Source organism: Marimonas arenosa, assembly GCF_030848945.1.
Lineage (GTDB): Bacteria > Pseudomonadota > Alphaproteobacteria > Rhodobacterales > Rhodobacteraceae > Marimonas > Marimonas arenosa.
Genome location: NZ_JANHAX010000007.1, coordinates 79,948 through 92,014 on the forward strand (window position 1 = coordinate 79,948; position 12,067 = coordinate 92,014).

A 12,067-nucleotide genomic window follows, 5' to 3' on the forward strand; every position below is an offset into this window, starting at 1 on the left:
TGCGGCCTGGCCCCCGGTTTTGCAAGCGGTTTTCAAAGGCTTTCGCTTCAGGCCAGCCCGGCCGCCTGCATCAGCCGCGTGGTCTCGTCACGCAGCAACCGTTCGTCCGCGGCGCCCGAGACCGGCACCTTGCCGACCTCGAGAAACAGTGGCGCCGCCAGCGGGGTGACGCGGCACAGGCGCAAGGTGTCGATCCGGCCTTGAATGCGGGTGGCCATTTCCTCGATCCGGGCGAAATCGACGAGGCCGCGCATCGCTTCTTCGCGGGTGACATCGAGCAGCAGGTGGTGGGGGTCGTATTTCATCAGAGTGTCGTAAAGAATGTCTGAAGAGAACGTCGCCTGTCGTCCGGTCTTCTTCTGGCCGATGGTATTGCGCTCGATCAGCCCGGCAATGGTGGCGACGGCGCGGAAGGTGCGCTTCATTACCGCGTTGCCGGCGAGCCAGCCGTCGAGCCCGTCGCGCAGCGCGCCGAGATCGAACAGCGGCGCCGTGTCCAAGATCGGATCCAGCCCCCAGACCAGCGTTGCATAGTCGGTGGAGACGAAACCCATCGGGGCGAGCCCCATCTCCTCCATCCGCTTGGTCAGCAAGAGGCCGAGCGTCTGCTGGGCGTTCCGGCCGGCGAACCCGTAGGCGCAGATATGTTCGCGGCCATCATGCGGGAAGCTTTCCACCAGAAGCCGCCCCGGTTCGGGGAGGCGCGACACCTGGCGCTGGAGATGCAGCCAGGTGCGGGTGTGATCGGGCAGTTCGGGCCAGTCGTCCTGCTGCAACATCCGCAGGATCCGCTGGCTGAGCTGGGTCGAGGTCGAGAACTTGGTGCCGGAGAACACGGCCACCTTGGGCTTGCGCCCCGGGTCGCGTGAGACTTCGATGGTCATCTCCCTAAGGCCCTCGTAACGCACGATTTTTCCGCCGATCAGGAACGTGTCGCCGGGAGTCAGCGAGGCGGCGAAACCTTCCTCGACCTCGCCCAGGGCCGGGCCGCGGCCGCGCATCCGGACCTTGAGCAGGTCGCTGTCCTGAATGGTGCCGATATTCATCCTGATGCGGGCGGCGGACCGCGGGTCGCGCAGCTGCCACTGGCCGTTACGCAGCACCAGCCGTTGCCAGCGGTCATAGGCGCGCAGGGCATAGCCGCCGGTGGCGACGAAATCGAGACAGGCATCGAATTCGCGGCGCGAAAGGTCGCGATAGGCGCCGGTGGTGATAATCTCCGAAAAAAGTTGATCGGCCGTAAACGGACCGGAACAGGCCCTGATCAGGATATGCTGGCACAGTACATCGCGGGGGCCGGGGCCGCGCGGATCGCCATCGAGGTCATGGTCGCGCGCGGCCTCTAACGCGGCGCGGCATTCGATGACTTCGAACCTGTTGGCGGGGACAAGCCGGGCCTTGGACGGGGCGTTGTAGCGATGGTTGGCGCGGCCGATCCGCTGGATCAGGCGCTTGACGTTTTTCGGTGCGCCGACCTGGATCACCAGATCGACGTCGCCCCAGTCGAGGCCGAGGTCGAGCGAGCCGGTACAAACGATGGCGCGGAGTTGCCCGGCGACCATGGCGGCCTCGACCTTTTCCCGCTGGGCGCGGTCGAGCGAGCCGTGGTGGATACCGATGGGCAGGCCTTCGTCATTGGCAAGCCACAGATTATGAAAGAAAATTTCCGCCTGGGCGCGGGTGTTGTGGAAGATCAGCGTGGTGCGGTGTTTCCTGACCTGGTCCAGCACAGCCGGGATGGCGTAGGCCGCGCCGCCACCGGACCACGGTGGCGACTCGGCGGTTCGCAGCATGGCGATATCGGGGTCGGGACCGGGATCGGCCTGAAGGATCGCGCAGGGCTTCGGGTGGCAGGCGAGCAGGGCGGCGATGTCGTGCGGCCGGTCGACCGTGGCCGAGAGCCCGACGCGGCGCAGATCGGGGGCGAGAGATTGCAGGCGCGACAGGGCGAGCATCAGTTGATCGCCGCGTTTCGATTCTGCCAGCGCGTGGATTTCGTCGACGATAACCCGCTGCAGTCCTTTGAAAATATGCGGGGCGTCCGGGTAGGAGACAAGCAGGGCAAGGCTCTCGGGAGTGGTCAGCAGGATGTGTGGCGGGTCGGCACGCTGGGCCTTTTTGCGGGTCTGTGACGTGTCGCCGGTGCGGTCCTCGATGCGAATCGGCAGGTTCATCTCGGCCACCGGCGTTTCGAGGTTGCGGCGGATATCGGCGGCGAGCGCCTTGAGCGGCGAAATATACAGTGTGTGCAAGCCTTTATGCGTGCCGTCGGCCAGTTCGGCGAGGCTGGGCAGGAAGCCCGCCAGGGTCTTGCCGCCGCCGGTGGGCGCGATCAGCAGAAGCGCCGGTTCGCGGGCCCGATCCAGCATGTCGCGCTGGTGCGGGTGGATCTGCCATCCGCGGTGGTCAAACCAGCGGGAAAGGGGCGCGGGGAGGGGCGTCATGGGCCAGAGTTTAGGAAGTGTTGCGCCAACGTGCGAGGGGGTTAAAGGGCTGAGCCTGGACAAACCGGTGAGTATGGCAGCCCGGCTGGCGGCCTGGCTGGCACCTTGTCTGGCGCTCGGTGGGGTAAGGATAGGTTGGGAAACGGGTTAACCCACCATGCGGTCCGGCATGGCGCAAGTGCGCACGCGGCCGGGACCGGTGACGGCGGCACGAAAGTGCAGCTCGTGACAGCGGCCGAACCCTGGCTGCGTGATGTTGTACGGCGACGGTGCCTCACCGCGCGCCGTGCTTAGATGCTGTGCTTATGCAGCGCCAACAACATAACTAGAAATCATGAAGACGGTATAAGGATCATTTAACGATCACTTCATCCTTGACGAACATGTTGGCCCAGGCCCGGTCGATGAGGTCGGGCGACATCTTGTAGGGAATGCCCTCGAAATCGCAGACCGAGATCATCTGGTCGATCAGGAAGACCGGCTGGTAGTTGGCGTAGATGTTGTCGATCGTCGGGTACTTGACCTTCAACAGGTGCACGAGCGACTTTTCGTCGAGTTCCAGACCCTTCTTGCGGGCGACCATGGCGAAGATCTTGAGGAAGTTCTCCTGGTTCGGCCCGTCGATCTTGATCTTGAAGAAGATCCGGCGCAGCGCGGCCTGGTCGAAGATCTCGTTGGGGTGGAAGTTGGTCGAGAAGATCACCAGCGTGTCGAAGGGCACCTCGAATTTTTCGCCCGACTGAAGGGCGAGAATATCCTTGCCCTCTTCCAGCGGCACGATCCAGCGGTTGATCAGGGCCTGCGGCGGTTCGGACTGGCGGCCAAGGTCGTCAACGATGAAGATGCCGCCGGTGGATTTCAGCTGCAGTGGCGCCTGGTAAGTGCGCGCGGTGGGGTTGTAGACCAGGTCGAGCATGCCGAGCGTCAGTTCGCCGCCGGTGATCACGGTCGGCCGGTCGCAGCGCACGTAGCGGGTGTCGAAGGTGCGGCGGCGGCGCAGGCTGTTGGGATCGTCGTGTTCCTCTTCGGCGGCGGAGTGCACGATCGGGTCGTAGACGGTGATGACCTGGCCGGAGTATTCGATGGCGCGCGGTACGTAGACCTTGTCGCCCATGGCGTCGCGAATGCCGTTGGAGATCGAGGATTTGCCGTTGCCCGGCGGGCCGTACATCAGAATCGAGCGGCCGGCGCTGACCGCGGGGCCGAGATGGTCGAGCAGGCTGTCGGGCAGCACCAGGTGGCCCATGGCGTCGGTCAGCTGTGTGCGGGTGATCTGGATGTTGCGGATCGACTGGCGCTGCACCTGCTCGCGGTAGACCTCGAGCGGCACCGGCATGGCGCCGTAGTATTCCGACTGTGCCAGCGCATCGAGGGCGCGGGCCTTGCCGGCATCGGTCAACTGGTAGCCCATCTCGCCGCCGGAGTTGGCATTGAGCGTGCCGGTGGCCTCGACCAGGCGCTGTTCGCGGGCCATGTCGATCAGTTCCTGGGTGACCTGACGCGGCAGGCAGACGGCCTTGGCCATCTCGGTCACTTCACTGACATTCTTGCGGAAGATGGTCTTCAGAAGGATGTCGCGCATCATGATGATGGGCAGGCGCATCTCGTCGAGATTGCGCGGCGGCGGGGGCGCCATCACAGAATTCGGTTGCATGTTCATGGGCGTTTGCCTCTTTACCTGCTCAAACACAAAGCGACCGCACCGGAGAGGCGGCCCTCTGCACCGTCAAAATGGCCTGAGACTGTGGGGAAAAGATGGAAAACCCTGCGGCGTTAGCGGCGGTTCCGGGGAATGTTTGTGGCGCGATTGCGGCGGAGGTCAGCTGCCGAAGAAGATGCCGAGGCCGAGATAGGCGGCCAGCGTCGCCCCTAGCGACAGCCCCATGGGAAAATCCCAGCCGCGGTGCCAGCTTTCCCACTCGGGAGCCAGACGCCGCAGGGGGGTGACGCGGGCAAACCGGTGGGTGGCGACGGCGGCCAGCAGGTTGGCGGCATAGAGCACCATGATCAGCCGCAGGTCGCCGAAGGCAATGAAAGGTGCGGCGGCGGCGGCGAACTTGGCGTCGCCAGCGCCGATCATGCCGGAGGCGTTCATCACGATGCCGATCAACAGCAGCACGCCGAGATGGGCGAACCGCCAGAGATAGTCATCGAACGGCAGCGCGAAAGGACCGAGCACCACGAACACCAGAAACAGCGCCACCACGGCGTTGTTGGGTATGCGCATCCGCGCCATGTCGGACCATGCCACCCAGAGGCAGATCGGCCAGACAAGCGGCGCGAAGATCAGGGCCGAGAGCGCGGAAACCGACATGTGTTCGGAGTCAGTTGTTGGTTTCGAGAGCCCGGAGCGAGCGTACGGCCGCTTCGAAATGCTGCGGATGGGTGTCGATCGCTTCGCGCAGCAGGCCCTTGCCGGTTTCGACATCGCCCTGTTTGATCGCCGAAAGACCCAGCGTGTGCAGCAGTTGCGCGCGTTCGGTCTGATCCATCGGGATCACCGGCAGGTTGTAGTTGCGCTGTGCGCCGCGGGCCAGAACCATGTTGTTCTTGGCGGTAAACAGCGAGTTGTCCTGCTTGATGGCATCGCTGAACAGCCGTTCTGCTTCGGCGAAATCGCCGCGGGTCAGCTTGGAATAGCCCCAGTTGTTCAGAACGCCCGCGGGCCGGGTGGTGAGCCCGACGGCGACCTCGTAGAAGCTGTCGGCTTTCTTCCATTCCTTGTTGCTGTCGGCGACCATGGCTTCGAGCCGGTAGCGGGCGAAGGTCTCGTGCGTCGGCGCTACCTTGTCGAGGGTCGACTCGGCGCGTTTCCAGTCGCCGGCGCGGATCAGAGCGTCGGCCAGATCGACCTGGTCGTCGAGCGTGGAGCCGTCCATCTTGACCAGTTTGTCATAGGCTACAACCGCTTCGGTCGCGCGCTTGGCCTTTACCAGCGACAGTGCCAGGCCACGCTGGAGATCGACGCGGTCGGGGTTGTCCTGGGCGGCCCGCTGGAAGTAGGTGACCGCCTCGTTGGGGTCGGCGACGGTCAGCATGATATCGTTGAGATTGCTCTCGTCGACCACGTTCACGCTTTGCAGCGCGCGGTTGACCTCGCCTTTACTGGCGGTTTTGTCACATGCGGAAAGAAGCACCGCACCTGACAGGCACAGGGTGATAATCCTAATCTGGCGCATGTTGCCTGCGTCCTTTTTCTGCCTCAGCCTCGTTTTTTTCTATGGTATCTGGCGGATCAGGTAGTCGCTCGATCCCCGCCGTACCAATTTGTAGTCTTGTTCTATATATTCACCATAATCGGAATTTTCCGATTTTGCGAGCGCTAAGCGCAAATTGTCGCGAATTGAGTCACTTTGGCCATTGTCGAGCGCGTAGGCGCGGCGAAAGACCTGCTCGGCCTCGGTGTATTTGCGTTGCTCCATCAGAACCACGCCGAGATTGTTCCAGGTTTCGGGGATGGCGTCGTCCTGTTTCACGGCGCGGCGCAGCAGGGTTTCGGCCTGGCCCAGCCGACCCAGCCCGAGATTGGCGGTACCCAGCGCGGCGGCCACGTCGACGGTCATGCCGTGCTCGGCCGCGGCGCGGGTGAAGGCTCCGAGCGCGAGTTCGTATTCGCCGGCCTGCATCAACCGGTGACCGACCACCAGACCATCGACCGCTTCGGCCCGCTGGTCGAAACCGGGAGGGAAGGGGCTATTGCGCGTCGGCGCCAACGGCGCCGTGCAGGCGACGAGGCCCAGAAGGCTTGAGAGAAGGAAACCCGCCCTTATCATCATGTCCGCTCGAAAGGTTTTTCTTGTTTTCGCCTCTAGCGATAGCAGTAAACCGGCGGCAGTTACGAGAAAATCAAGCGGTCCGGGCAGGATTTCTGCCCGGACCGCCGCATTGATGCATCACTGTGGCGACGCGACTTAGAACGAACCCATGTTGCCGAGCTGGGTGATGCCGTGGACGGAGGGCCCCACGAGGATGATGAGCAACGGCGGCACGGTCAGCATCATCGTCGCCAGCGTCATCTTGGTGGGCAACTTGTTGGCGGCTTCTTCGGCGCGCATCACCCGCTTGTCGCGCATCTCACCGGCATAAACGCGGAGTGCGTCCGAAATCGGTGTACCGAAGGATTGCGACTGGTTCAGCACGGTCACGAAGCTGGCCACGTCCTGCACGCCGGCGCGTTCGGACATGTCGTTGAGCACGGTGGTCTTGTCCTTGCCGGCCTTCATCTCGTGGCTGACGATCTCGAATTCCTCGGACAGCGCGGGGAAGGAGGCGCGGATTTCTTTGGCGACGCGGATGATCGCCTGGTCCATCGACTGACCGGCCTCGACGCAGACCAGCATCATGTCGAGCGCGTCCGGGAAACCGTTGGTGATCTCTTCCTGGCGGGCGCCGCGGCGTCGCTCGACCCAGTATTTCGGCAGCATGTACCCGGCGGCGCCGGGGCCGAGGATATACATCAGCGTCTGCTGGGTCGAAGTTTCGCCGCTTGCCTTGAACAGGATGTAGTAGAGCACCCCGAGGAGCAGGAAGCCGATGCCGAGGGCGAACTGGGCGAAGTGGAAATACCGCACCGCGTCGCGGTCGCGATAGCCCGCCTGCATCAGCTTGAGTTTCATGCCCTCGAGTTCTTCCTCGGTCTTGGGTTCGAGGAACTGGGCATATTTTTCGAGCTTTTCGTTACGCTGACGGCCGCGCAGCGCTTCCTTGTTTTCGGTGCTGCGGCCTTTCTTCTGTTGTTTCTTCAGCTTGTCGAGCGGGTCGGCTTCGCGCTTGAGCAGCACCGGCAGCGTGACCAGGACGAGCACCACGCCGAGGAAGCCAGCGGCCATCAGCGGCCCCATCGGGCCCAGCGTGTCGGTGAGCATTTGGTTGATCATTTCCATGGCATTGGCCTCCGATCACACTTTGATGTTGGTCAGCCAGCGCATCACCAGGAGGTTCAGCGAAAGCATGACGCCGACGAAGATACAGGCCGGGATGAAGTAGGGGTGGTCCATCACCTCGTCATAGTAATGCGGGTCCATCACGTTGATAGCGATCAGCGCCGCCACCGGGAAACCCGACAGGAACTTGCCGGACCACTGTGCCTCGGCGGTGATCGCCTTGACGCGGCGGAACAACCGGAAGCGCGAACGGATCACCGCGGCGAGGCCGGCAAGGATCTCGGCCAGGTTACCACCCGACACCTGCTGAATGGTCACGGCCACCGCAAGGAAGCGCAAATCCTGCAGGTCGATGCGTTCGGCCATGTCTTTCAGGGCCTCGCCCATGTCGCGACCATAGGCAGCCTCGTCGGCGATGATGCCGAACTCCGAGGCCAGCGGATCCTTCACCTCCTTCGAGACGATCTGGATCGCCGAGGAGAAGGGGTGGCCGACGCGGAGGCTTCGAACCATAAGTTCAACTGCATCTGGCAGCTGTTCTTCGATCATGCTGATGCGTTTCTTGGCCTTTGAACTGATCCAGAAATAGATCCCGCCGACCCCCATGGCGACGGACATCAGCGCCCGCACCTCGATAGAGGTTTCGGTGCCGACGGTGAGGCCGATGAAGGCCACGACCGAGAGGCCGGCCATGATCATGATCAGCTGGCTGGGGGTGAAGGCGATGGCGGCCTTCTGGGCCTTGTCGGCCAGCAGCGAGTAAAGCGGGACCTTCCGCGATCTCATGTGCTGGCTCATCTCCTTGCGGAGCTTTTCCATCACCTCTTCGCGGGCGGTGCCCTTCTCCAGCATCTCGAGCCGGCGGTTGACCCGCGAGTTCAGCGAGATCGACTTGCCGAACACGGTGAGATACAGGCCCTCGACAAGGACCAGGACGCCGATAAAGATCAACGCGTAGATAAGCGGTTCTGCACTGATTGCCATTACATTTACTCCGCTGCTAGCGTGGGTTCGAAGATCGACGGCGGCAGGTCGTAGCCCCAGAGGCGGAAGCGTTCGGAATAGTGCGAGCGCACGCCGGTGGCCGTGAAGTGACCGATGATCTTGTTATCGGGAGTCAGGCCGACGCGCTGGAAGCGGAACACTTCCTGCATGGAGATGACGTCGCCTTCCATCCCGGTGACTTCGGTAATGGAGGTCATTCTGCGTGATCCGTCCTGAAGGCGGCTGGCCTGCACGATGAGATTCACGGCCGAGGCGATCTGGGAGCGCACGGCCTTGATCGGCATTTCGATCCCGGCCATGGCGATCATGTTTTCCAGACGCGAAATGCCGTCACGCGGGTTGTTGGCGTGGATCGTGGTCATCGAGCCGTCGTGGCCGGTGTTCATGGCCTGCAGCATGTCGATGACTTCCTCGCCGCGCGTTTCGCCGACGATGATCCGGTCAGGACGCATCCGCAGGGCGTTTTTCAAACAGTCGCGCGGGGAAACCTCGCCCTTGCCCTCGACGTTGGGCGGGCGGCTTTCCATCCGGCCGACATGGGTCTGCTGGAGCTGGAGTTCCGCCGTGTCCTCGATGGTGAGAATGCGCTCGGCATTGTCGATGAAGGACGACAGCGCGTTCAGAGTGGTCGTCTTACCGGAACCGGTCCCGCCCGAGACGATGATGTTGAGACGGGTGGCGACGGCGGCCTGCAAGTAGGCGGCCATTTCTTCGGAAAAGGCGCCGAAACGGACAAGATCGTCGATGCCGAGCTTGTCCTTCTTGAATTTACGAATCGACACCAGCGAACCGTCGACCGCGATGGGAGGCACCATGGCGTTGAAACGCGAACCGTCCTGAAGACGGGCGTCAACGTAAGGGTTCGATTCATCGACGCGCCGGCCCACCGCCGAGACGATCTTGTCGATGATCCGCATCAGGTGCCGTTCATCCTTGAAGGTGACGTCGGTCAGTTGCAGCTTACCTTCGCGTTCGACGAAGATCTGCTGTGGGCCGTTCACCAGGATGTCGTTGACGGTTTCATCTTTCAGAAGTGTTTCTAATGGGCCGAGGCCCGTCACTTCGTCGAAGAGTTCCTGGTTGAGTTGGGTTCGGTCTTCACGGTTCAGAACCACAGATTTCTGGTTCAGAACTTCTGTGGTGATCTCGTTGATTTCGGCGCGCAGCTCTTTCTCGGACGCGGATTCCAGTGCGGCGAGGTTAAGATTTTCCAGAAGCTCGCGATGCAGTTCGAGCTTGAGCTCGGCCATCCTTGCCTTGCGTTTCTTTTCCTTATCGCCGCCAGCCGGTTGGGCTGCCGCTTGCTGCGGCGGCTTGCGCAGCGAAGCGGCGGCGGCCGGTTCGGCGTGCGGTGCGGCGCCCGTCTTGGCGGCGGCAAGATTGGTGACTTTGCCCGGCTGCCCCGGAGCAGGTTTTCCGGAAGCGCCCGGTTTCTTGTAACGCGAAAACATGTGCGACTATCCTCTGTTTCAGGCGGCTTCGGCGGCGTCTTGACCGATTTCATGCAACGAATGGGCGAGCTTGGCGATTTCCTTGCGCAGCGGGTTCTTCGATGCGGTTTCAGCCAGGGGCACACCATGGTCGCCCGCCTGCATCACCTGCTTGCCGCCATCCGGCAATTGCAGTTCGATGCCGATATCGAGGCTTTCGCTCAGGCGCTTGACCCGGCTCTTGCCGTTGATGTCGGTGAATTTCGGCGCCCGGTTGAGAACGTAGCGCAGCTTGTCGTAAGGCAGCTCCTCGGACTGCAGCGCGCGCTTGAGACGCAGGGTGTTCTGGGCCGAGCGCATGTCGAGTTCGAGCGTGGCGAAATAGACTTGCGCCGCATTCAGCACGACCTCGGACCATTGCACCAAGGTTGAGGGCATGTCGACGATGACATAGTCGAAGTGGCTCTTGGCCATGTCGAGCACCCGGGTGACGTCGTCGGAGGTGATCAGGTCGAGCGGCAACATTTCGGTTGGGGCCGTCAGCACGCTGAGCTTGTCCTCGTAACCGACCAGCGCCTGCTTGAACATGTCGGCATCCATGCCGTCGGTATCGGTCAGCATCTCGTAGACGGCCTCTCGGCGCGGCAGGTCGAGATAGGTCGAGACCGCGCCGAACTGCAGGTCGAGGTCGACCAGGCAGACCCGCGGCGGATCTTCCTTTTCGACAATGGCAAGCTCCCAGGCCAGGTTGACCGCCAGCGTGGTCGTGCCGGTACCGCCGGCCAATCCGTGGCAGGCGATGAGCACGCCGTTGCGATTGCCGGTGGTGGCGCTCATCGGAGCCATCGGGGCGGCGACCGGGTCATAGGTCTGCGCTGGCGTGCGGATACGTTCGATCGCCGCCTGCAATTCACCTTCGGGAAGCGGGTAGGGGACAAATTCATCCGCGCCCTGGCGCAGCAGCTGGTGCAGCGCGGCGGGGCTGACATCCTCGGCGATCAGGATCACCTTGATGCCTTTCTGTTTCGCGGCCTCGATGATGTCGCCCAGCATGACGAGCTTTTCCTCGTCGCTTTCGTCGATCGCGATGGCGACGAATTCAAGCGCTTCTGCCTCGGCCTGGTTGAAGAAGGCCTTGGCTTCGGCAAACCCGAGATCGCCCCAGTTTTCTCCAAGAACGGTTTCCATGTCTTCGATCAGCAAATCGAAGTTCTGCACGTCGCGACTGATCGTGCAGGCCTGGAGCGGGCTGAGATCCGATTGCTTTAGATCACTCGTCATTGCCTCTCATCCTTTCGGTCTGGACCGTTGTCTCCCTCGCCGTTTCCATGCCTTGCTCGCACGGCGCAGGTCGCAGGCCCAATGCCCGGTTCTGTCGGGCATAGTTTTGCTATTGCAGCCAATCTCATGGAGAACTGGGGCAACATTAGGGCTAAAAAACCGAAATTGTGCGGAATTCTGCGACGGTTTCGACGGCCCTTCGCCAAAGTTTCCGGCCCCCGAACGGCGCGTTCGCGGCCTGCGGGGCTTGGGTTTTTTGGGGCCTAGATCGATCTGGTGGGAGTGAGACACGCCGATAACAAAAAGGCGCCCGAAGGCGCCTTTTCGAAACTCGTGTCCAACCCCGGTTATTCGGAGGTCTTGAAGTCGTCGCCGCTGATTCCCGAAAGCGTCGTCTTGGGGATCGCGCTGTTGACGTATTCGCGATAGATGATCTGGGCGTATTTGCCGTCAAGCACCGACGGGTGATTGCGGACGAACCCGGACACCTCTGTCACCGCGCGGCGGTTGCGACGCTCTTTGCCTTGGGTGTTCACGATCAGCTGCGTCTCGCCGAAGGAGGCGACCGCCTCGAGGCGCGAGCGGCTGATGCCCTGGGAGACCAGGTAGTTCACCGCCGCCTTGGCCCGGCGCAGGCCGAGGCGCTTGTTATAGGCATTGCTGCCCGGCGCGTCGGCATGGCCGTAGACGCGGAAGCGGACCTCGGGGAACTGGCGGATCCACTGGGCCTGCTGGCGCAGCGTATCACGGGCGCCGGCATCCAGATCGGCCCGGTCGAAGGCGAAGTTCACCACCGTCGGCACCTCCTGGGCGAAGCGGTTCGCCAAGCTGTAGACGTAGGACCGTTCGCCCGACATGATCTGGGTATTGTTCATCGTGGCGTTGCCGAAATACCCGCTGTCGAGATTGGCCCCAGCTTCCCGGAAAAAGGATTGCCCGCCGGGGGTGTTGACGGCACAGCCGGACAGCGCCAGCAGGCCGATGGGTAGGAGAAGGAACTTTCTCATTTGTACATACCCCCTTT

The 12,067-nt window shown here is 62.5% G+C and carries 10 protein-coding genes; all 10 read right to left on the bottom strand.

Annotated features, from left to right (window positions below; genetic code table 11):
• Positions 1–47: 47 nt before the first annotated feature.
• Entirely contained in the window at positions 48–2,444 is a 2,397-nt protein-coding gene (locus tag NO357_RS19055; protein WP_306737335.1) for a ligase-associated DNA damage response DEXH box helicase, read from the bottom strand.
• Positions 2,445–2,796: 352 nt separating this feature from the next.
• A complete protein-coding gene (locus NO357_RS19060) occupies positions 2,797–4,104 on the bottom strand; it encodes a DUF8689 domain-containing protein (protein WP_306737336.1) in 1,308 nt (435 codons plus the stop codon).
• A gap of 159 nt (positions 4,105–4,263) precedes the next feature.
• Positions 4,264–4,758 (bottom strand): prepilin peptidase, encoded by a 495-nt coding sequence (locus NO357_RS19065; RefSeq protein ID WP_306737337.1) that lies wholly within the window; start codon positions 4,756–4,758, stop codon positions 4,264–4,266.
• 10 nt (positions 4,759–4,768) lie between these two features.
• Entirely contained in the window at positions 4,769–5,623 is an 855-nt protein-coding gene (locus tag NO357_RS19070) for a tetratricopeptide repeat protein (protein ID WP_306737338.1), read from the bottom strand.
• 39 nt (positions 5,624–5,662) lie between these two features.
• Complete coding sequence (locus NO357_RS19075; RefSeq protein WP_306737503.1) at positions 5,663–6,217, bottom strand: tetratricopeptide repeat protein; 555 nt, start codon at positions 6,215–6,217, stop codon at positions 5,663–5,665.
• Between the two features lie 138 nt (positions 6,218–6,355).
• Positions 6,356–7,327, bottom strand: a complete 972-nt coding sequence (locus NO357_RS19080; RefSeq protein WP_306737339.1) for a type II secretion system F family protein — start codon at positions 7,325–7,327, stop codon at positions 6,356–6,358.
• Positions 7,328–7,342: 15 nt separating this feature from the next.
• A complete protein-coding gene (locus NO357_RS19085) occupies positions 7,343–8,311 on the bottom strand; it encodes a type II secretion system F family protein (RefSeq protein ID WP_306737340.1) in 969 nt (322 codons plus the stop codon).
• Between the two features lie 5 nt (positions 8,312–8,316).
• On the bottom strand, positions 8,317–9,783 hold the full coding sequence (locus NO357_RS19090) for a TadA family conjugal transfer-associated ATPase (RefSeq protein WP_306737341.1): 1,467 nt from the start codon (positions 9,781–9,783) through the stop codon (positions 8,317–8,319).
• An 18-nt stretch (positions 9,784–9,801) separates the two neighbouring features.
• A complete protein-coding gene (locus NO357_RS19095; RefSeq protein ID WP_306737342.1) occupies positions 9,802–11,043 on the bottom strand; it encodes a CpaE/TadZ family protein in 1,242 nt (413 codons plus the stop codon).
• Between the two features lie 347 nt (positions 11,044–11,390).
• The gene (locus NO357_RS19100) at positions 11,391–12,050 is read right to left on the bottom strand and encodes an OmpA family protein (protein ID WP_306737343.1); all 660 of its coding nucleotides are present in this window, start codon (positions 12,048–12,050) and stop codon (positions 11,391–11,393) included.
• Between the last annotated feature and the right edge of the window lie 17 nt (positions 12,051–12,067).

What these genes read in the sequence shown, in the direction of transcription:
- NO357_RS19055 (WP_306737335.1), bottom strand. Translation starts at nt 2,444, where the DNA reads ATGACGCCCCTCCCCGCGCCCCTTTCCCGCTGGTTTGACCACCGCGGA.
- NO357_RS19060 (WP_306737336.1), bottom strand. Translation starts at nt 4,104, where the DNA reads ATGAACATGCAACCGAATTCTGTGATGGCGCCCCCGCCGCCGCGCAAT.
- NO357_RS19065 (WP_306737337.1), bottom strand. Translation starts at nt 4,758, where the DNA reads ATGTCGGTTTCCGCGCTCTCGGCCCTGATCTTCGCGCCGCTTGTCTGG.
- NO357_RS19070 (WP_306737338.1), bottom strand. Translation starts at nt 5,623, where the DNA reads ATGCGCCAGATTAGGATTATCACCCTGTGCCTGTCAGGTGCGGTGCTT.
- NO357_RS19075 (WP_306737503.1), bottom strand. Translation starts at nt 6,217, where the DNA reads ATGATAAGGGCGGGTTTCCTTCTCTCAAGCCTTCTGGGCCTCGTCGCC.
- NO357_RS19080 (WP_306737339.1), bottom strand. Translation starts at nt 7,327, where the DNA reads ATGGAAATGATCAACCAAATGCTCACCGACACGCTGGGCCCGATGGGG.
- NO357_RS19085 (WP_306737340.1), bottom strand. Translation starts at nt 8,311, where the DNA reads ATGGCAATCAGTGCAGAACCGCTTATCTACGCGTTGATCTTTATCGGC.
- NO357_RS19090 (WP_306737341.1), bottom strand. Translation starts at nt 9,783, where the DNA reads ATGTTTTCGCGTTACAAGAAACCGGGCGCTTCCGGAAAACCTGCTCCG.
- NO357_RS19095 (WP_306737342.1), bottom strand. Translation starts at nt 11,043, where the DNA reads ATGACGAGTGATCTAAAGCAATCGGATCTCAGCCCGCTCCAGGCCTGC.
- NO357_RS19100 (WP_306737343.1), bottom strand. Translation starts at nt 12,050, where the DNA reads ATGAGAAAGTTCCTTCTCCTACCCATCGGCCTGCTGGCGCTGTCCGGC.